The 18793-nt window shown below is 38.7% G+C and carries 26 protein-coding genes and 1 other RNA gene; 19 read left to right on the plus strand and 8 right to left on the minus strand.

The features are described 5' to 3' along the window. Positions 1 to 130: 130 nt before the first annotated feature. The 5 genes from ggt (at position 131) to J663_RS05675 (ending at position 5752) form a co-directional block, all read left to right on the plus strand. Positions 131 to 2116, plus strand: coding sequence for a gamma-glutamyltransferase (gene ggt, locus J663_RS05660; protein ID WP_033848381.1), 1986 nt, complete (start codon positions 131 to 133; stop codon positions 2114 to 2116). Between the two features lie 162 nt (positions 2117 to 2278). Then, positions 2279 to 2638: a transfer-messenger RNA gene (ssrA, locus tag J663_RS18600) on the plus strand. 175 nt (positions 2639 to 2813) lie between these two features. Next, positions 2814 to 3971 carry a tyrosine-type recombinase/integrase gene (locus J663_RS05665; RefSeq protein ID WP_033848382.1) on the plus strand — a complete coding sequence of 386 codons (1158 nt, stop codon included), beginning with the start codon at positions 2814 to 2816 and terminating at the stop codon, positions 3969 to 3971. Beyond that, positions 3964 to 4632 (plus strand): hypothetical protein, encoded by a 669-nt coding sequence (locus J663_RS05670; protein WP_033848384.1) that lies wholly within the window; start codon positions 3964 to 3966, stop codon positions 4630 to 4632. The genes J663_RS05665 and J663_RS05670 overlap by 8 nt, the downstream gene beginning before the upstream one ends. A 127-nt stretch (positions 4633 to 4759) precedes the next feature. Continuing rightward, positions 4760 to 5752: an FRG domain-containing protein gene (locus J663_RS05675; protein ID WP_033848387.1), complete on the plus strand. Its 993-nt coding sequence runs from the start codon at positions 4760 to 4762 to the stop codon at positions 5750 to 5752. A gap of 6 nt (positions 5753 to 5758) precedes the next feature. On the opposite strand, the gene J663_RS19410 is transcribed toward J663_RS05675, so the two are convergent. From J663_RS19410 to J663_RS05710, 8 genes are all read right to left on the minus strand, one after another. After that, on the minus strand, positions 5759 to 5929 hold the full coding sequence (locus J663_RS19410) for a hypothetical protein (RefSeq protein WP_005042582.1): 171 nt from the start codon (positions 5927 to 5929) through the stop codon (positions 5759 to 5761). Then, a complete protein-coding gene (locus J663_RS05680; protein WP_033848390.1) occupies positions 5930 to 6265 on the minus strand; it encodes a hypothetical protein in 336 nt (111 codons plus the stop codon). Positions 6266 to 6337: 72 nt separating this feature from the next. Next, positions 6338 to 6544 (minus strand): hypothetical protein, encoded by a 207-nt coding sequence (locus J663_RS05685; RefSeq protein ID WP_033848392.1) that lies wholly within the window; start codon positions 6542 to 6544, stop codon positions 6338 to 6340. Then, positions 6532 to 7155, minus strand: coding sequence for a DUF1071 domain-containing protein (locus J663_RS05690; RefSeq protein ID WP_033848394.1), 624 nt, complete (start codon positions 7153 to 7155; stop codon positions 6532 to 6534). The genes J663_RS05685 and J663_RS05690 overlap by 13 nt, the downstream gene beginning before the upstream one ends. A gap of 11 nt (positions 7156 to 7166) precedes the next feature. Further along, the gene (locus tag J663_RS05695; protein WP_033848396.1) at positions 7167 to 7490 is read right to left on the minus strand and encodes a hypothetical protein; all 324 of its coding nucleotides are present in this window, start codon (positions 7488 to 7490) and stop codon (positions 7167 to 7169) included. 2 nt (positions 7491 to 7492) lie between these two features. After that, the gene (locus tag J663_RS05700) at positions 7493 to 7933 is read right to left on the minus strand and encodes a hypothetical protein (protein ID WP_033848398.1); all 441 of its coding nucleotides are present in this window, start codon (positions 7931 to 7933) and stop codon (positions 7493 to 7495) included. 229 nt (positions 7934 to 8162) lie between these two features. Then, a complete protein-coding gene (locus J663_RS05705; protein ID WP_050598804.1) occupies positions 8163 to 8567 on the minus strand; it encodes a putative four-helix membrane protein in 405 nt (134 codons plus the stop codon). A 12-nt stretch (positions 8568 to 8579) separates the two neighbouring features. Continuing rightward, a complete protein-coding gene (locus J663_RS05710) occupies positions 8580 to 9254 on the minus strand; it encodes a LexA family protein (protein ID WP_033848401.1) in 675 nt (224 codons plus the stop codon). Between the two features lie 126 nt (positions 9255 to 9380). Here J663_RS05710 and J663_RS05715 point away from each other — a divergent pair, with 126 nt between their 5' ends. From J663_RS05715 to J663_RS05780, 14 genes are all read left to right on the plus strand, one after another. Next, a complete protein-coding gene (locus J663_RS05715) occupies positions 9381 to 9599 on the plus strand; it encodes a YdaS family helix-turn-helix protein (protein ID WP_033848403.1) in 219 nt (72 codons plus the stop codon). Positions 9600 to 9607: 8 nt separating this feature from the next. Further along, positions 9608 to 9964 (plus strand): helix-turn-helix domain-containing protein, encoded by a 357-nt coding sequence (locus tag J663_RS05720; protein WP_033848405.1) that lies wholly within the window; start codon positions 9608 to 9610, stop codon positions 9962 to 9964. A 60-nt stretch (positions 9965 to 10024) separates the two neighbouring features. Next, positions 10025 to 10345, plus strand: a complete 321-nt coding sequence (locus J663_RS05725) for a hypothetical protein (protein WP_033848406.1) — start codon at positions 10025 to 10027, stop codon at positions 10343 to 10345. After that, positions 10342 to 11295 (plus strand): helix-turn-helix domain-containing protein, encoded by a 954-nt coding sequence (locus J663_RS05730; RefSeq protein WP_033848407.1) that lies wholly within the window; start codon positions 10342 to 10344, stop codon positions 11293 to 11295. Before J663_RS05725 ends, J663_RS05730 begins: the two co-directional genes overlap by 4 nt. Continuing rightward, positions 11273 to 11665, plus strand: a complete 393-nt coding sequence (locus J663_RS05735; RefSeq protein ID WP_033848409.1) for a DUF559 domain-containing protein — start codon at positions 11273 to 11275, stop codon at positions 11663 to 11665. Before J663_RS05730 ends, J663_RS05735 begins: the two co-directional genes overlap by 23 nt. After that, a complete protein-coding gene (locus J663_RS05740; RefSeq protein WP_033848411.1) occupies positions 11662 to 12159 on the plus strand; it encodes a hypothetical protein in 498 nt (165 codons plus the stop codon). The genes J663_RS05735 and J663_RS05740 overlap by 4 nt, the downstream gene beginning before the upstream one ends. 111 nt (positions 12160 to 12270) lie before the next feature. Then, the gene (locus J663_RS05745) at positions 12271 to 13044 is read left to right on the plus strand and encodes a hypothetical protein (RefSeq protein ID WP_033848413.1); all 774 of its coding nucleotides are present in this window, start codon (positions 12271 to 12273) and stop codon (positions 13042 to 13044) included. 57 nt (positions 13045 to 13101) lie between these two features. After that, entirely contained in the window at positions 13102 to 13320 is a 219-nt protein-coding gene (locus tag J663_RS05750; RefSeq protein WP_009392747.1) for a hypothetical protein, read from the plus strand. A gap of 147 nt (positions 13321 to 13467) precedes the next feature. Continuing rightward, entirely contained in the window at positions 13468 to 13779 is a 312-nt protein-coding gene (locus tag J663_RS05755) for a hypothetical protein (protein WP_033848415.1), read from the plus strand. A 41-nt stretch (positions 13780 to 13820) separates the two neighbouring features. Next, positions 13821 to 14468, plus strand: a complete 648-nt coding sequence (locus tag J663_RS05760; RefSeq protein WP_033848417.1) for a putative metallopeptidase — start codon at positions 13821 to 13823, stop codon at positions 14466 to 14468. A 47-nt stretch (positions 14469 to 14515) separates the two neighbouring features. Then, a complete protein-coding gene (locus J663_RS05765; protein ID WP_033848418.1) occupies positions 14516 to 15025 on the plus strand; it encodes a DUF2280 domain-containing protein in 510 nt (169 codons plus the stop codon). Further along, on the plus strand, positions 15022 to 16677 hold the full coding sequence (locus J663_RS05770) for a terminase (RefSeq protein WP_033848420.1): 1656 nt from the start codon (positions 15022 to 15024) through the stop codon (positions 16675 to 16677). Before J663_RS05765 ends, J663_RS05770 begins: the two co-directional genes overlap by 4 nt. An 11-nt stretch (positions 16678 to 16688) precedes the next feature. Further along, a complete protein-coding gene (locus J663_RS05775; protein ID WP_033848424.1) occupies positions 16689 to 18104 on the plus strand; it encodes a DUF1073 domain-containing protein in 1416 nt (471 codons plus the stop codon). Further along, the gene (locus J663_RS05780) at positions 18064 to 18750 is read left to right on the plus strand and encodes a phage minor head protein (protein ID WP_033848426.1); all 687 of its coding nucleotides are present in this window, start codon (positions 18064 to 18066) and stop codon (positions 18748 to 18750) included. The genes J663_RS05775 and J663_RS05780 overlap by 41 nt, the downstream gene beginning before the upstream one ends. The last annotated feature ends 43 nt before the right edge of the window (positions 18751 to 18793 follow it).

Raw genomic sequence — 18793 nt, forward strand, 5'->3', positions numbered from 1 at the left:
AAATACCCTCAATCATTTAATATTATTAAAACTTTATTTTTATCAAAGATTAAAAAACTGAAGACCTGAAAACAAAGAAGCTTGCATGGCAATTGCATGGATAGGCAGGCGTATATATTGGAGTTATCACGTGAATAAAAGATATTCATTTTTGTTCAGTAGTTTATTAGCAGTCGGTTTATTACAAGGATGTGGAGATGACTCCTCGTCAGATCAGCCCAAGGATGATTCAAATACAACCCCGCCCAATTTAATTGTAGATAACGACCCCACCAGTTGTAGCAAACTGGCACAAGACGGTTCAAGCGTGGTGGTCGGTTCAAACCAAAATGGTGACCCAGCCGCACCAGAGGGTGCGTCGGGTTATAGACTCGGTAACACGGTTAAATACGCAGATAAATATATGGTGGTGGCAAATACGCCACTTGCGGTAAAAGCAGGTTGTGATGTTTTAAAAGCAGGTGGTAGTGCAGTCGATGCAGCCGTAGCGGTACAAGCCGTGCTTGGTTTGGTCGAGCCACAGTCGAGTACCATTGCCGGTAGTGGTTTTATGATGTATTACGATGCCAAAACCAAGCAAGTCACTGCTTATGATGGCCGTGAAACTGCCCCTGCCGCAGCCAACGAATTTTATTTAATTCGCCAAGATATGGATGACCCAAATTCACCTGCACCTGTGCCAAGTGCGCGCCGTAGCGGTCGCTCGATTGGTGTGCCGGGTGTGATGCGTTTACTCGAACAAGCCCAACAAGAACATGGCAAGCTTGAATGGAAACAGCTTTTTGGTGAAGCGATTGGTTTGGCTGATAACGGGTTCCGCATTCCGGGGCGTTTGGCAGATGCCATTGCAAGCAATGCGAGTAATTTAGCGCTTGATGCAGATGCAATGAGAATCTATTTTCATTCAGATGGTTCACCACGCAAAGTCGGCGAGACCATGACCAATAAAGAATATGCAGATACACTTAAAGCAATAGTCTCCGAGGGTGCAAATGCATTGCATACTGGTCGGATTGCTCAAGCGATTGTTAGTGAAGCTAGCCGAACTGAAGGAGAAGACCCAGCAAAAACTCCAATTACCCCAAGTTTGATGACTTTGCAGGATTTATCGAACTATCAGGTTAAAAAACGCGACCCGATTTGTACGACGTATCGTGACCGTTACTATGTATGTACCATGCCGCCTCCATCTTCGGGAGGGATTGCGGTTGCGCAAACGCTGGGTATTTTAGAAAACTTTGATATGTCGCTTTATCCACCTAAAAACCCTGAAAATGAAGGCGGTGTGCCCGATGTCATGGGTGTGCATTTAGTGTCTGAAGCAGAGCGTTTGGCCTATGCCGACCGTGACAAATATGTGGCAGATACCGACTTTGTTCGTTTACCAGCACAGGGTATTGCAAGCTTTATTGATAAAAATTACCTGAAACAACGTGCCGCACTAATTAACCCGAACCAAAGTATGGGCGTTGCACCAGCAGGTAATTTCAACCCAGCTTCGGGTGTCGACACGACTGTTGAACATGGCACGACTCAGTTCACGATTGTAGATGCCTATGGCAATGTGGTTTCAATGACATCGACTGTTGAATCGAGCATGGGTTCATTCCACATGGTGGATGGTTTCTTGCTGTCAAACCAGTTAACTGACTTTAGCGCAAACCCTTATGACAGCACTGGGGCGCTGGTTGCCAACCGTGTAGAAGGGGGCAAACGCCCACGCAGTACTATGGCGCCAACCTTAGTGTTTAAAGGCACCACGCCAGATGAGTTTTATATGGCAACAGGTTCACCAGGTGGCGGTACCATCATTCAATATGTAGTTAAAACTTTAGTGGGTGTATTGGACTGGAACTTAAACGCACAGCAGGCAACTTCGCTTGTTAACTTTGGCGCGACCAATAGCAAAAACACCAATGTAGATAGCTCGAATGTACAGCTTTCTTTGCTTGATTTGATTGAAGGCTTAAAAGCGAAAGGGCATGGCATTTCTAACACTGCGCAAACCAGTGGTATTTCAACGGTTATGAAAGTAAATATAAATAATCAAAGTAAATACGCAGGTGGGGTAGACCCACGCCGTGAAGGGATCGTGTTAGGCAATGGAGCCTTATAGACCCAACTTAAAAAAAAGCTGTCATTTTTGGCAGCTTTTTTTATAAGGGGCCTTGAAAAAAACAAAAGGCACTCAATTATGTAAGTATGTTCATCAGTGGCAGACTGTTGATAAAATGCACAGCATTTTATTTTAGTTATGCTATGATGTGCAGACATTCATGGGGATGTTATTGGCTTCGACGCCGGTGATGAAACTCATAGATGCATGCCGAGAGCGCATTTTCTCTCGTAAATAAAATTTGCATTTTAATAGTCGCAAACGACGAAACTTACGCTCTAGCTGCCTAAGGGCAGTTTGTCCGCTTCCTAGAATACTTGTGGTTTAGGAACCCGACCGTAGCGCACGCACACAAGTCCGTATAGAGTCAAGCCTCGGGGCTTTATACCAAACTTAGAGGATCGCACCTTGTACCCTGTTCGTCGGGTCACTTGGTGTTAAAACAATAGACGATATCTAAGCATGTAGTATTCTCGAGCGTAGTGCTGGCGGACGCGGGTTCAACTCCCGCCATCTCCACCAAATACTAAGATCAAAGTTAATCACATATGATTAGAGTTGATCAAAAAGCCTTAAATCTTAATGATTTAGGGCTTTTTTAATGCCTTCGATTTAATCATTCTTGATTCAGCTTAATCATTGATAATCAAACTTTATCACTATAAGCTGTTATACAATTGTTATACGGTATAACACTATGCTTTCGGATGCCCAAGTAAAGTCATTAAAACCTAAAGAATCTAGATACTCAGTTGCAGATGGGGAAGGATTGAACATTTCAGTATTTCCAAATGGAAAAAAGAAATGGGTTCTGTCATACCGTCAAAATGGAAAGCAAAATCAAAAAATGCTTGGTGAATATCCCGTTATGGGATGTAAGGAAGCACGTCTACAAGCAAGACAATTAAAATTAGAATATCAAGGCAAGGTAGCCAATTCTCCACCAGTCCATAAGGTCATTGAGGAGTGGTTGAGTATCATGAAATCGCAATGGACCAGCAAAAAATACTATGACACGGTCGAATATCGACTTGCATATCTAACCGAAGACTTTAAAAATCTTCCAATTAATGAAGTTGAAAGAAAGCACATCTCGAAGAAAATTAAAGAAATTGTTGCAAAAGGTACTTTAGAAACAGCAAGCCGTGCATTAAGACTTGGCAAGCAAGTATTTGATTTTGCAATTGCATCAGATTATACAGATCGTAATCCATGTACATTGGTGGAGGATGTAATTCCAGAATATGAATCTGACAGCCACCCTTGTTTACCCGCAAGTGAAATGCCTGAATTTTTTAGGCGTATGCAAGCGAGCCATTCAAGTTCCATAGTTAAAATGGCAATGCTTCTAGTTTGTTATACAGGTACACGTATAACAGAATTATTAAAAGCTAGATGGGATTCAGGCGAATTAGATTTTGAAAATAAGGTTTGGATTATTCCAGCTGATCGCATGAAAAGAAGAAAGGAATTAATGGTTCCATTAGTGCCGCAGATTTATGCACTATTTAAGGAGCTAGAAAGCGTAAAAACAGATGATGGTTATATATTTAAAAAACGTGGAAAGCCTTATGAGTATATGACCTCTGAGTCGGTACTAACCATGATAAAAAGAATGGGTTACGAAGACAAAATGGTTACCCACGGTTTTCGTTCACTTTTTTCGACTCATGCAAATGAAAGTAAATTATTCCGTGGTGAGGTGATCGATTACCAGATCGCTCATGTGAATAAATCCACAAAAGCAGATAAGACAAGTAAAATTTATAACCGTGCCGAATATTGGGATGAGCGAGTAGAGCTTATGACTTGGTATGCAAATGAAGTAGATGAGTGGTTGAGAGCAAATGAATAAAAAAGCTGATTACACAATTATTGGATGTAAAGACGAGGCTGAATTTATTAAGCTATTGTCCAACCAATATCTATATAAAGATATTATAAAAAGCTCAATTCAAAAACTTGATCCAGAAAAGTTTGAAAATCAAGAAGATTATTATTCACGATGTGCTGATTTTGAAAACCTTATGAATAGATATCTTGGTGAGTTTGAAGAAAATTATAATGGTGCTGAGTTTCATTGGTACTTTTTAGAAGGTTTAAATGCTTTTTTTAATGAACACTATTTGCCAGCTTTATTGAGTTTAATATGTGGAATTGAAGCCTCCCTACGCTCAACACTTCATTTAATCAGCAACAGTGAAGTAGATAGATTATATATACCTGAAAATATGAATAAACAAATGATTATTACTGCAAAGCAGAAAGGTTTACCTATTTCAGCACTGGCTTTCCGTGATGAATATGATTTTCATGAAAAATTAAGTAATAATGACAAGTTAAATTTATTAAAGTTAAGAAACGATCTTATGCATGGAAACATCAGTGAATTTACCAAATCTGTTAATGATGAAAGAATATTTTATCCTATTCATTTATTAAATTCATTAATAGAAATAATCTTAATATCTAAAAAATGGCTCAAGGATTTAAATGAATTTAAAAGTAAATTTTGAATTAAGGCCGTTAATGCGCACCTTTAATTCACAATTTAATCGTAGTTAAAGAGTAATAAGTCCAATTATTAAAGCTATTAATTTGGACAAATTTTAATTTATAAAGTAGAAAATTGGAAAAATTAAAGTGGAAAAAAATTACTTTGATCAATTGGTAAATAATGAATCCCATTATGAAATTACATTTAATGATTTTGACGAATTTTTAACATTTATAAGACCAGATAAATTACATGTAAAAGATCTTATGACAAAATTAAGAATAGAATCTAACCCATCAACTGTTAATTTTCCTTCATTTAAGATAAAAGATTTTAAAGGTTATAGTACATTAGACAAGTCGATCATATATCGGGGACATGGAGAAAGTTGTTGGGATTTAAAACCAACCTTTTATCGTAATAAAAAAAATATTGGGTGGATTAAGACTAATTGGAGTGTAGATCAAAATTATGAGTCAGAAATTTTATTGAAATTCCAAGATTCCTGTGATTTAGCTGGTGTTCAATTACCATCAGACAATGATCAATTGAGAAGAAGACAAAAAAGTAAGTTAGTTAAATATAAGAAATCGTTTGGGAGAAGTCAGATAGATTGGTTTGATGATGATTTTTTTGAGTTGGCTGTGTATGCGCAACATTATGGAGTTGCGACCAGATTGCTCGATTGGTCCAAAAACCCGTTTGTAGCTAGTTATTTCGCTTGTTCTCATGCTCTCAAAATGAATTATGATCCAAATTCAAAATTTTGCATTTGGGTATTAAATTCTGAAAGTATTACAAATGAATTGAATCAAGTACTCGAAGTGCTTGATCCCCCTAAAGGCCTTAATCAGCATATTTCTCATCAACAAGGCATCTTAACTTACACGAAAAATCACATCAAAATTTTTAATGAATTTGGAACTCGACCATGCATGAAAGAGATTCTAAAGTATTATGATAGTGGATACAGATTATTAAAAATAACTTTAGGATATGAATTAATCATTGAATTATTTAATTATTGTAATTTTCATAATTTTAATGCATGTCATTTATTTCGTGGTGCCAGCGGTGCAGCAATGCACACAACTGATCTAATAAATTTTGATGACTATAAATATCCTATAGAAGATTAAAGGCGCTTATTTAGCGCCTTGAATTGCGGTTTTAATTTTAGCTACGGATTGAGAAGTCCATCCTTTATAAGTTTTGGACTCTCGATCTGGCGGAAACTCCTCCAAATAATATTTTTTAAATGTATTTGGAGCCATACCGAGTTCTTTAGCGAGCTGTCTTAAAGAATACCAAGACATTTAAATCTCCTTACTTTCCGCTTTTGGATTAGCCCACCAAAGAACAGGACCATTTTCTGAATCAAATGCTGCAATTAAAAATAGACCTTGTTCGGGTGGTTGGGGCCTCCAATTGCACCAATCGCTAGTGTTATCTTCCGGGATCTCTTCAATATCCCAATAATCAAAGTTTTCGATTATTATGAAAACGCCAAGATTCTTTTGCAGTTGTGCCCATTGTTCTTTTGTATAAAACTCAGCATGCTCTCCAATAGTGTCATGCTGTTCAATATCAGGGTGAAACCAGCAGCTATTTAAATCATCTGGCAGTTCAATTGGTTGAATTTGATATATCATGCTGTCACCTCACCAAAAAACATTATTAAAAAAGTTAAAAACCATAAAATATTTGTTCCATAAGTACTTCTTTCATTGTTTTATTCCCTCAAAAGCTTGTTTACGAGCAGAAGCCTGATTGTTGAGTAAGGAGATATGAGCATCCTTAATTAGCTCATTGCTCTGCATGACACGTTGCTTGGCATGGAGGGCAGAGGTCGCTTCGATACGACCCCTTAGAGTGCCGTTGCCATGTAGTTTGGCAACATACCTAAAGATATAGGTACTTAAGCGCTCCAACCCTCCATGTCCTTTTTTGCCTTGCATGCCTTCACAATCTGGTTTTCAAAGCTGGTACCTTTGAAGCGTTTATAGATTGTGGCCAGATCTGCCTCATTTTGTGTGTTATGAATTGCATGTAATGCTTGCTGGAATTCAGCCGTAAGTTGTTGGGCTGCATTCGGAAGTTGTTGTTGAGGTTGAGCTGCTGCTTGCTGAGTCTTTTCTTCCTCTGGTAAGTCTTCACCCGCATAGATATATAAACCCAAACCGTGTACGGCAATGCCTTTGACTAAACAACGCATCATCGCTTTGTTGATATCAAAAGCATTCGGTTTAACAATGGCTTTATTCCGATGATCCATCACTGGCAAAAACATGTACATGGTTTTACCAAACACTGTGACATCGCAATGAACCATCATAGATCCATCTGGGAAAGTCATTGGATCACGAAAAGCCCAGTTTGCTTGTGGATCTATGCGCATCAGTTTGTCCACGGCCCAAGCCCAAGACAGATATGACATGTTGTTTTTCTTTTCGATATGTCCAGATATGCTAATCGCTGCTAACTGTTCAAAGTGGTTAGCATTTTGATTATTTAAAACTGCTGGATTAATTGCTGCATTCATTTTTATTATCCTTATCTTGAGCCAGTGAAGCCGCGCTTAGTTTTATAAGCTTTGCGTTCCATTGATGAGATGTGAGAGTTACCCAAATCGATAGCCAACTTCTTTTTGCGTTGAAAGCTGATCTCTTGAATTAATACTTCCCAAATTTTTGGATACTCAGATTGGAACTTGGCCACATCTAAAGGCGTCTTAACTGAGTCCTTGATCTTGTAAAGACCCGAGCCATTAGCATTTGATGCATAGACAGTCCAACCAATGCGAACAGAGTAGAGGCCAGTATTGTCACGGCCTAGATAAGACTTATAGCCGTCTGGATGCTTTTTGAAGTTAGCCATGATTAAGCCTCCACCAACTTATTACGTTCGATGAAGCCTTTTAGAATTGCATTGATATTGCGGTGATCGTTGTAATCAGTGAAATCGATGTATGACTTACCGTTTACATCTGTAATTTCATTAATAGTGAGCTGAGTTACATCAACTGCTGTAAATTCTGAACCCGGAACACCGTAGCTATCCGGATGAGTTTCAAAGTCAAAGCTAACGTTTACTCGGAAGCCATCAAGTTTGATAACCGCAATACCTGATGTTTTACCAATGATCTTTGCTGTTTGAACACCATAGATGCTAGGTTGAGTTTGTGGTGTGAAGTTATAAGCATTAGAAGTAAGGCTAGATTGAGCTGTCTTGTATTCACAAGAAGCTAAGCCAGCAATTAAAACAAGAGCTGTAACGCCTGTTACTTTGATATGGTTGAATGGAATTGCATTTACATTCATAATTGATCTCGCAAGTTGCAAAAGCACATCGAAAGGTCAGAGAGTCGGTGTGCTTTTTTGTTGTTTGTGATAAAATATTAGCATACTAATATTAGTAGTCAATAGCTAAGCTTAATAAATATTAGTTTACTTATTTTTTGTGAATGGAATAAATTAAACAAAGCCCACTTAAAGTGGGCAGAATTAGAATTAAAATATTTTTAAAAATGGCAAGATTTTATTATTAAAATTAAGTTCTGTTTAGAATCAAAAGAAATGAGAAAAGACTTAAATAAATCCAATACCAAATCTCTCTGATTAGTTCTCGGCCACCGTATGCACCAACTATTTCAAAGCACAGACCAGAAGCAAATAAGGCCATTAGAGCCAAAATGAATAACATTACTCCCCAATCGCTTAATCCATACAAACGTTCTGGCTTTTCACCTTCCTTTTTTCTTTTTATCCAGCTTTTAAGTGATCTGTAGTAAAAGTAAGATGCACCTATACCAAGAACTATCATGAAGAGAGAAGATGCTGGGCTGTTAGTTGATGGACTGCCAGTCACTCTATATCCACTATAAATCGCAGCATTTACTTGAAAATTAGTAACCAATAAAAATATAAAAATTCCAAAATATTTTAATAAAATCATATGAGTCTCGTTTTAATATTTAACCTCTCTATTGTGTCTAACAACTACACCAATAATAGATATTTCAATCTGCAGCGAGTTAAGTGTTGGAAAGTCTGGGTTTAATGGTACTAATTCAATGATATCAACACCAAACTCATTCACTCCAATCACTCTATATTTTTTAAAAGTTGTTCTAGCAACTCCATGCTGTATTTCTTGAGCAATTACGAGAGATCCAGGCTTAGGCTCTAAATAACCATCAACAACTATCTCATCACCAGGCATAAACTCTGGTGCCATGCTTAGACCTTCGACCTTTAAAGAAAATACACATTCTGGTCGTGCGCCTTCATAAGTTGTCCAAGTTGTACCCAGAGGATTTAGCCCATCGTAGCCAACCTCGTGGAATAACCCAGCTTGTACATAATCTAATAATGGAATAGCACATAAAGGATTGGCAGGTAGAGAAACATTACTTTCATGATGTTTATTCGAAAAATTAGTATTGCCAGATTCAATTCCGGTTTGAAGCCAATAAGAATCAACACCTAAATATTTAGCAATTGAAGGGAGGTGTGAAGAAGAAGAGACTAAACCATTTTCAAGCTGACTTAGAGCTGACTGGGTGATACCAACAGCCTCAACTACATCTTTTTGTGATTTACCAGCTTTTTTTCTAGCTTCTTTGAGTCTATTGCCAATCATAAAAAAATCCTTTGCTACTGATTAAAGAATATTAGAGAACTAATATTCAATCAAATTAGAATTCTTATTGACTGAATATTAGAATGCTAATATTATCTGTGTATTACTTATATTTGAGAGATGGCCATGGAAACCATTTACCAAAATCTTGTAGAGCATTTTGGTGGGCAAGTAGCCGCAGCAAAAGCTCTTGATGTTAGTCAATCAAACATTAGTGGGTACACATCAGGTCGTTGGAGTATGTCAGCAAAAGTTGCAATTAAAGCTGAAAAAGCTACCAACGGTGAATTTAAGGCAGTCGATTTGTGTCCTGCCCTAAAAGAACTTAAGAACTTATTCGCTTAGGAATAACCATGAGCAAATTATCAATTGATCTTTCTGCAAGCGCCAGAAATGACGTTTCACGAATAATGCATGGTCTTGATTCAGGCAATCAGAAAGAGATTGCGGAACAATTAAAAGTTGATCCAAGCACTATAACTCGCCTTAAAACAGTTGAGAAAAACAATGGCTTAAATGAAATTGAAATGTTTTGCGAGCTATTGAGTTTACTTGGATTGAAGGTGGTACCAAAAGATTATCAAAGTATTGATAAAGAAAGAGTTGCAGCACTTTTAGTCATGTCTAAAAGCTGGATGAATCGTATTGAAACGGTGGATGACTTATTCCATGACGAAATCAGTGGTCAAAAGGAAAAACTTGGATATTAAAAAAGCCTGATTTCGTGGATCAGGCTTAGTTAATTCAATTACTGGCTAGAGGAACTGAATATGCAAACTAATTTATCAAATCAAACTACTAAAGACAATCTGCAAGAACAGAAGAGGCAGCAAATCATTCAATCTTGGTATGAGCTAGCTCTAAAAACGTTAGACGATTTACTTGAAAAGCGTAGAAAGAATTTGAAAAACCAAAACCGCGAAGAAAAAAATGCAGCGGTAAAACGTGATGAGTTTATGCAAGCACTTTCAGATCAGCACAGAATGCCACTTTTCCATGCTGGTCAAATCATCTCAAGTTTATATCGGGCTAAAAGAATCCGTTACTTAGGTAGCACTTTCATTCAGTTGAATGAAGAGGGGGATAAATGAGCTTAGATGCAACAATTTGGGCTTTCAAAGCAGAAGTGAAAACCTCAAGTCAAAGACTCGTTTTATTGGCTTTGGCTGATAGAGCGGGAGAATCTCACAAGTGTTACCCCAGTATTAAGCGAATGGTGAAAGACACTGTCCTTAACCGTAAAACAGTGATCAAAGTATTAGATGAACTTGAAGCAATTTCATTAATTAGATTTACAGGTGAAATCACTGGAAATGGTGTGAAGGTTTACCAGTTAATTGGTGTGATGGGCCGTGAAGAAAATGATTTAACCAGTCCCAAAAATGGAACTAGTACCAATAACGGAACTAGTTCCAATTTCGGTACTGGTTCCAAAAACGGTACTAGTACCAATAATGGGACCGCAACCAGTCCCAAAAACGGGACCGAGACCAGTCCCAATATTGGGACACAGAACCTATCAGGGAATCTATCAATAGAATCTAAAAATAAAAAAACATGGTTGAGTTTAAAAAAACTTGGTGAAGAAATACTTTTGGCAACTGATCAGGAAACTTACGAGCAGATCAAAAACGCGACTTGGTTCGATCGAGAGTTACGTGCTTTTGAACTCTACAATGCCGAGAAGAATCTTTGTGATGAACTCATGAATTACCACTTTGCAGATTGGTTAATCAACGCATGTGGAAAATACCAAGCACGTGAACAATCTAAAAAACCAACTTCTGGAACACGGGTTCGATTCCCGCAGGGAGAATCAAACTCACTAAGTTCAAAACAGATTTACGCTTTTGCTCAAAAGCTTTCTGTACATCCAGAGTTTGCAAGTAAATACGCTGAAGGAAACGAGAGCTATGAACAACTTGCAACACGTATCGCAGTAAAACTCGCAGATCCTGAGCAACAACAGAAATTAATGCCATACCTCATTCAAGTTGGTTTCACTACAAAGGGGCCGCATGACATCAATGAGCCTTGCTGAATACCGTGAATTATTTCCTATTCAGAAAAATAAAAAGCGCCGTTCAGCAAAGCAAACACGGGAACCAAGTATAGGGGAGGTTTTGTTAGTAACTCATCTTAAAGCCTGCAAGATTGATTTTGAGCAGGAATATAAATTCCATCCAAAACGTAAGTGGCGGGCAGATTTTTTAATTACGGGAAAAAAGATATTGGTAGAGGTAGAAGGCGGGATCTGGAGCGGTGGACGTCATACAAGAGGCAAGGGCTACATAGGGGATATGGAGAAATACAACGAAGCGGCAATGATGGGTTTTACAGTTTTACGGTTCAGTACAGAGCAAGTGAAAGCAGGTGTGGCGATTAAACAAATTGAGCAATTGGTGGGGTGATTATGAATATGCCAGTACAACACATTTTACAAGCGGTCGATTGGTCTAAATATAGTTTTGAAGAGTGGTGTCGCCAGCTTGGAGCTTGGCTTAATGGTGATACTGAAACTATGGTCAAAATTGTTAAGACGATGCCAACTAAACGCATCACTCAAAAACAACGTGAAAAATTAATGGCTATGTACATGAGTGATGAAACTTTAAAAGATCGCTTGTGTACTCGTCGTAAGGGTACTTGCTGTCAGTTAAATGATAATGAAGCACGTGGTGTACATAGACTGTTTATAGATATGCAGTTAATTGAAGACCATATTTTACAAGAATGGATCTCAGCTATATGGTCACATCATGTAATGGGTAATTCATTAAGAGATATTGCTCAGAGTAATGACACCTCAGTTAATCAAATTAGACAAGATTTAAAATGTGGCCTAGCTTATATCAAAAGTCGTAATCCACACTTTGCATTTGAAACTTTTGAAAAAATCACTTGAGTGTGCGCACGGGGTATGGCATATTTGTGATAACTTGGCGAATTAATATTTTATTGCCAAACAAATAGCTCGCATTGCGGGCTTTTATTTTTTTAGAATTGTAGTTTTAATATGGAAGAAATAATTTCAGCGGCAGCTACTATTCAGGGCTCTAAAATTCAAGCAAATGCCGCATTAGTCGGGGCTTTATTAGGTTTCTTAGGTGTTATTTTTACTTTAATTGCTACGTGGTTAACTGTTTTACGATCTGGCAAAGTTTCTAGATTAGCCGAGTTAAGAAGACAGGTATATTTAGAGACAATTGAAGCTTACTCACAAATGCTCTCCGAATTTGCCACCTTTTCAAAAAATCCCTTACAACTCAAAGATAATTTGTTCTTAAAAGTTGAGAGATTTGGATCATCTTTAGATAAGACAATGTTTGTATGCGATACGAAAACAAAAGAAGCAATTGTAGAGTTTTATGAAGTATATATTCCTGAGTTAAAAAACTTTTCAAAAGAAGTTTTTCCTTTCATTGATGCATATAAAGAACTCATTGCAGAAGAAAAACGTCATCAGGATGTAATGAATCAGTTTGAAAAGTTTTATTCATTACTTGATGAATTAAAAATTGAAGATCCTAAAAGTGATAAATTTAAGAACATTTTTGAACTATTGGATCATAAAATTGAAAATTCAACTAAAGTAATTAAGAAGATAGAAGAAAAAGAAGATTTTTATAACGGTTTAGAGATCAAGGTGTCATTGATAGCTTCTAATTTTATTGAAAAGCTAAATGAAAAATCATCTGAAGTGATGTATTTATTGCGTGAAGAAATTGATATTAATAACAATAAAGAATTAGATAAAAAATTAAACGAAAGACTAAGAAAATTAAATTAGTAATTTAAAGGTTATTGTCGTGTTATAGTCCAGTCTGATTAAAAACTGGTAAGTTAAATGAATATCTGTGTTGGTGGTGAGCTTGACGGGCAGAAGATAGAAAAAGAAGGTCGATTACTTAAAGCCTCTGAAATTGATCCATCATTTGAAACCGAGTACTACAAGCAGATTTTTAACCGAGACAACATCAATTATCAATTCTGGTTGCCTGTAGGTTCTAACTTGCATGACATGTCAGAAAAAGTACTAATTATTCTTAGAGCACCTAAAAACTAGTTTTATCGTTTGCCGGACGTATTACGGCGCAAAAGAGCCCCGCTAAATATCGATTATTGGCGGGGGTTTTTTTTTTTAAATTAAACTTGAAATTCATTGTTTAAAGCTTATATAGATAATTCAAACAATTAATAAATAAGGTTTAAAATGTCTAAAAATGCAATTTCAGATTTAGCTAAAGTTTTAGTTAATAATGTTTATTCAAAAACACAAGATACAACAGCCTTGGGAGGCTCTTTAATTCCTAAAATCTTGTTAGAGTTGGTTGAAGCTGATAGAGAGTTAGGCGGGCGAGGTTATCCTTTGGAAATATCAACGGATAGTAATGGAATGGTTATTACTGCAGATGATACAAAAAAAACAGAATCTTTCTCTTGGGATCAAGTGCCTAAGGGGGATAACAAAAAAGAAGTACATGAATTTATCGAACGAATATTGAGAGATCATTTCTACGCATAAAAAAAGGCCGCATTAAGCGGCTTTTTTATTGGATTAAATTTATGAAAAATGAAATCGGCTTTCATGTTCCTGTTCGACCAATGCCTCCCGAATGGCTTTTTGAATTAAATACCCCAAATTTTGCACCAGCACCTGAAATGTGGGAATGGATTAAACAAGTTTTTCTAGATCCAAAATCAAAATTATTTAATCCTGACCATATACATTTACGTTCATTTCGATATCCCGATATTGCTGTGATGTGGGCTAGATCTGGTTTTAAAAAGCAAGGGCGTCAAGTTATTGGTACTACCGAAAAAGTCATGATCAATGCGGGTGGCTGGAAGAAAGAACGACAAGAAGAACAATTCATCCAGTGGTTCAATTATTTACCTGAATACCTAATTACTTTTGATGCTTCATATTCACGCATAGCTAGTGATGTGAATTTTTGTGCTTTGGTTGAACACGAGCTTTATCACATTGCACATAAGAAGGACCAATACGGAACACCAGCTTATAACAGAGAAACTGGTATGCCTAAGTTAGCTATTCAAGGTCACGATGTTGAAGAATTTACAGGCGTTGTCCGTCGATATGGAGCTAGTGAGGATGTTATGCGGATGGTTGAAGCAGCTAATAAAAGACCGCAGCTGTCACGGGCAGATGTTCATTACGCTTGTGGCACTTGTAACTTGAAGGTGGTTTAAATTTTTTTTGCCACTCTACTTGGACGTACTTGGACGGATAGAGATAAATGGCAAGGCTAAATAAACGGGTGAAACTCTATATAGTACGGTCACTTGCTACCTATGAGACACCTAGTGAAACAGCAAGGGGCGTCCAAGAAGAATTTGGTATTACCGTGACTAAACAGCAGTGTGAAGCATACGACCCAACAAAGAAAACAGGGCAGGACTTAAGCGAAGAATTTAAAACTGAGTTCTACAAAGTCCGCAAGGAAATGAACGACAACCTTAGCGCAATTCCAATCGCTAACATTGCCTACCGCCTCAAGCGCCTACAACGCTTTATCGATCATGAACAATTCAAAGATAACCCCGTATTAGTGCCGAGCTTAATGGAGCAGGCAGCTAAAGAGGTCGGGGGGCTTTATACCAATCGCAAAGAAATAACTGGGGCAGGCGGTGGACCAGTTAAAACGGAAAATACTGAGAAGCCGTTAGCACCAGTATATACACCTGAAGAATTAGACAAACTCAGCCCACAAGAGTTATCCCGTTTGGCAATTAATGGAAAGCTATGACATACGCACTTGATGAAATAGCCCCTTTAATTAAAGAGTGGACTATTAACGTACGATTGCCTGATGTTGTCTCTGAGATGACACGGCGTTATTACTACAAGGCTGTGATTGAACAGAACGAAAAGAGCAAACAAGCTGAATTAGAAAAGTGTAGAAATGATCCTATCCACTGGTTTAATCATTGGATCTGGACATACGATCCGCGTGGTATGTCATTTGGTTTACCTGCCAATATTCCTTTTGTTTTGCGTCCTAAGCAGGTTGAGCTTGTTCAATGGTTGCTTGAGCGTGAAAACACTCAGACCCATGGACTAATTGAAAAATCCCGTGATGAAGGGATGAGCTACGTTGTGCTTGGGTTTTATCTGCATCGATGGTTATTTGTTGAAGGGTTTGCAGGTGGAGTTGGTAGCCGTAAGGAAGAGTTAGTAGATAAGAAGGGCGACCCTAAAACACTATTACACAAATTCCGCGATATGTTCAGCAAAATGCCTGACTGGATGAAACCAAAGGGTTTTGTCGAGAAAGTGCATGATAACTACATGCGAATCATTAACCCGGATAACGGCGCAACCATTACTGGTGAAGCTGGTGACAATATTGGCCGTGGTGGACGTACCACGATGTACTTTTTGGACGAATGGGCATTCGTTGAACGTCAAGAAGCTGTAGATGCTGCTATCTCGCAAAATACAAACGTTCATATCAAAGGTTCTACTCCTAACGGTATTGGTGATCGATTCCACCAAGATCGTTTTAGCGGTCGTTACGCCGTTTTTACAATGCCTTGGCGAGCTAACCCAGATAAGAACTGGACCGTTACATATAACGGCAAAGAGATTCATCCGTGGTATGAAAAGCAGCTTGCCACGCTTGACGATGTTGTACTTGCTCAAGAGGTCGATATTAACTATGCAGCGTCAGTGGAAGGTGTATTGATTCCTTCAGCTTGGGTTCAATCAGCAATAGATGCACATACAAAGCTGAAGATAGAGCCTACAGGTGATCGTATAGCTGGTTTAGACGTTGCTGATGAGGGCCGTGATAAGAACTCTTTAGCTGGGCGACATGGCATAGTTCTGGACTACATACAGTCATGGTCTGGTAAAGGAGATGATATTTTCTATACCACTCAAAAGAGCATGGATATTTGCATAGAACGTAAATACCTCACAATGTTCTATGACGCAGATGGCCTAGGCGCTGGCGTGCGAGGAGATGCAAGGGTTATCAATGAGCAGCAACGAGAAAAGGGCTGGGATGAAGTAACAGTTGAGCCTTTCCGTGGATCCGGTGCGGTTAATGATCCAGAGGGTGAAATGGTAGAGAAGCGACTTAATAAAGACTTCTTTGCAAATTTGAAAGCTCAGTCTTGGTGGTGGTTGCGTCTCCTTTTCCAAAACACCTACCGCGCTTTAAATGGTATGGAATATGACCCCGATATGCTTATTTCCATTTCTAGTGAGATAGAAGAAAAAGAGCGTACCAAGCTCCTTATGGAACTATCGCAACCCACTTATACAAAAAATGCCGTTGGCAAAATCCTTGTAAATAAACAACCAGATGGAACTATGTCACCTAACAGTGCCGATTCCGTCATGATTTGTTTTAACCCTACTAATTCCGATATCAACATCTGGAATAAGCTGTAAAGAGTCTATCTATGGGATTATTAAAATATACTGCTGATAGTTTTCAAAACTTTGCGGCACGCCTAGGCTTGGGCGCAGGAAGCCAACATGACCAGTCAACTTACGGTTTCGATTTTTTAAGTCGAGACCGGGTAAAGCTGGAAGCAATGTATCGATCGTCTTGGGTGGTTGGTCAGGTTGTTGATGTAGTCGCTGAGGATATGACCCGTGAGGGTGTAAATATTCGAGGTTTAGAAGATCCAAGCGATGCGATAAAGATCAATTCTGTAATGGATCAGCTAGAAATTTGGGACAGATTGAGCGATACGATCAAATGGGGCCGTTTATATGGCGGTGCTATTGCTGTGATGTTGATTGATGGTCAAAACGTTGGTACGCCGTTAAATATCGACACTATCGGCAAAGATCAATTTAAAGGTTTGTTAGTTCTGGATCGATGGCTTGTTACACCAACTCTTACAGATCTTGTCACTGATTTTGGCGTTGATTTTGGCAAGCCTAAATACTATGACGTGGTTGCTGATTCCTTTGGCTTAAGTGGTATGCGTATTCACCATAGCCGTGTTATCCGTCTCGATGGTGTGAACTTACCTTATTGGCAACGAATTGCTGAGAACTTGTGGGGCATTTCAGTAATTGAGCGCTTGTTTGATCGTCTTACTGCTTTTGATAGTACCTCTATGGGTGTGGCTCAATTGGTCTATAAGGCCCATTTAAGGACCTATAAAGTAAAAGGGCTTAGATCAATCATTGCAGCTGGCGGTAAAGCATTTGAAGCACTTGTAAAACAGATTGAGCATATTCGCTTATGGCAATCCAATGAAGGTATGACCCTCATGGATGCAGAAGATGAATTTGAGACACATCAATATTCTTTCTCAGGATTAGATGCTGTTTTACTTCAATTTGGGCAGCAGCTCTCAGGTGCCTCTCAGATCCCGTTAGTCCGCTTATTTGGTCAATCACCAGCTGGCTTAAATGCTACTGGTGAATCAGACCTTTCCAATTATTACGACAACATCAACCAGCAGCAAGAGCGCCGTTTGCGCACACCACTCCACAAGCTAATCAGAATTATTTCCTTATCCACTTTAGGTAAGGATGTGCCTGAGGGGTTTGAATTTGATTTTAAATCTCTATGGCAAATTGATGATGCGGCTAAAGCTGAAATTGCTGACAAGGTTACTAGCGCGGTCTGTAAAGCTGAGGAACAAGGCTTGATTTCCCGTCAAACTGCAATGAAGGAACTCCGCCAGAGCAGTGAAACAACTGGTATTTATTCCAATATCAGTGATGAGGAAATTAAAGACGCAAAGGATGATCCACCCCGACCAAGTGAGTTAGATGATGGAGAGATTACGCCACACACCGAACCGAGCGAGAAAGGTGGAGATCCGCTACGGGAGCCAGTTACGGAAGATAGCTAGCTATATCGACACTCTTGTTAAGGGCTTCGATGTAGATGACCCAACTGTTTATCCTTCAATAGTTACTGCATTACGCCGTTATGCTGAAACATTAGACCTTTGGGCTCACAATGCGGCTGGTAACATTCTTATGGATGTGGCACTGCGTGATGAGAAAACTTGGCTTATATACGCTCAAGACTTATCAAAAGGTGTTAAGGACCAGATCCGCAATACTGATATAGGTGCTACATATCAACAACTATTGGCCCAACAGGTAAGGCTCATTAAATCCTTGCCATTAGAAGCAGCACAGCGTGTACATGATCTTTCTACACGTGCTTTGATAGAAGGTGGCCGAGCAAGTGAAATATCAAGCTTAATTATGGCTACAGGCCGAGTAACTAAGGCGCGTGCAAACACCATTGCGAGAACTGAAGTATCTCGTGCCGCTTCGGTTTTTACACAAGCACGTGCTGAGGCTTTGGGAAGTGAGGGGTATATTTGGCGAACTTCTGAAGACAGTGACGTGAGACAAAGCCATAGAGAGATGAATGGAAAATTTGTCTCATGGGATAAGCCTCCAACTTTAGATCGACTCACTGGACATGCTGGATGTTTACCTAATTGCCGGTGTTATCCAGAACCAGTGATACCAGAATTTTGAACCACCTAAGGGTGGTTTTTTTATGCCTGCAAAAAAGGTGAAC

Origin of the sequence: Acinetobacter sp. 826659 (assembly GCF_000588515.1) — a bacterium.
Classification (GTDB): domain Bacteria; phylum Pseudomonadota; class Gammaproteobacteria; order Pseudomonadales; family Moraxellaceae; genus Acinetobacter; species Acinetobacter pittii.

Excerpts from the sequence above, each read along its gene's own strand:
- J663_RS05665 (WP_033848382.1), top strand. The coding sequence starts at position 2,814 with ATGCTTTCGGATGCCCAAGTAAAGTCATTAAAACCTAAAGAATCTAGA.
- J663_RS05670 (WP_033848384.1), top strand. The coding sequence starts at position 3,964 with ATGAATAAAAAAGCTGATTACACAATTATTGGATGTAAAGACGAGGCT.
- J663_RS19410 (WP_005042582.1), bottom strand. The coding sequence starts at position 5,929 with ATGTCTTGGTATTCTTTAAGACAGCTCGCTAAAGAACTCGGTATGGCT.
- J663_RS05680 (WP_033848390.1), bottom strand. The coding sequence starts at position 6,265 with ATGATATATCAAATTCAACCAATTGAACTGCCAGATGATTTAAATAGC.
- J663_RS05690 (WP_033848394.1), bottom strand. The coding sequence starts at position 7,155 with ATGAATGCAGCAATTAATCCAGCAGTTTTAAATAATCAAAATGCTAAC.
- J663_RS05695 (WP_033848396.1), bottom strand. The coding sequence starts at position 7,490 with ATGGCTAACTTCAAAAAGCATCCAGACGGCTATAAGTCTTATCTAGGC.
- J663_RS05700 (WP_033848398.1), bottom strand. The coding sequence starts at position 7,933 with ATGAATGTAAATGCAATTCCATTCAACCATATCAAAGTAACAGGCGTT.
- J663_RS05705 (WP_050598804.1), bottom strand. The coding sequence starts at position 8,567 with ATGATTTTATTAAAATATTTTGGAATTTTTATATTTTTATTGGTTACT.
- J663_RS05710 (WP_033848401.1), bottom strand. The coding sequence starts at position 9,254 with ATGATTGGCAATAGACTCAAAGAAGCTAGAAAAAAAGCTGGTAAATCA.
- J663_RS05715 (WP_033848403.1), top strand. The coding sequence starts at position 9,381 with ATGGAAACCATTTACCAAAATCTTGTAGAGCATTTTGGTGGGCAAGTA.
- J663_RS05720 (WP_033848405.1), top strand. The coding sequence starts at position 9,608 with ATGAGCAAATTATCAATTGATCTTTCTGCAAGCGCCAGAAATGACGTT.
- J663_RS05725 (WP_033848406.1), top strand. The coding sequence starts at position 10,025 with ATGCAAACTAATTTATCAAATCAAACTACTAAAGACAATCTGCAAGAA.
- J663_RS05730 (WP_033848407.1), top strand. The coding sequence starts at position 10,342 with ATGAGCTTAGATGCAACAATTTGGGCTTTCAAAGCAGAAGTGAAAACC.
- J663_RS05735 (WP_033848409.1), top strand. The coding sequence starts at position 11,273 with ATGACATCAATGAGCCTTGCTGAATACCGTGAATTATTTCCTATTCAG.
- J663_RS05745 (WP_033848413.1), top strand. The coding sequence starts at position 12,271 with ATGGAAGAAATAATTTCAGCGGCAGCTACTATTCAGGGCTCTAAAATT.
- J663_RS05750 (WP_009392747.1), top strand. The coding sequence starts at position 13,102 with ATGAATATCTGTGTTGGTGGTGAGCTTGACGGGCAGAAGATAGAAAAA.
- J663_RS05755 (WP_033848415.1), top strand. The coding sequence starts at position 13,468 with ATGTCTAAAAATGCAATTTCAGATTTAGCTAAAGTTTTAGTTAATAAT.
- J663_RS05760 (WP_033848417.1), top strand. The coding sequence starts at position 13,821 with ATGAAAAATGAAATCGGCTTTCATGTTCCTGTTCGACCAATGCCTCCC.
- J663_RS05765 (WP_033848418.1), top strand. The coding sequence starts at position 14,516 with ATGGCAAGGCTAAATAAACGGGTGAAACTCTATATAGTACGGTCACTT.
- J663_RS05770 (WP_033848420.1), top strand. The coding sequence starts at position 15,022 with ATGACATACGCACTTGATGAAATAGCCCCTTTAATTAAAGAGTGGACT.
- J663_RS05775 (WP_033848424.1), top strand. The coding sequence starts at position 16,689 with ATGGGATTATTAAAATATACTGCTGATAGTTTTCAAAACTTTGCGGCA.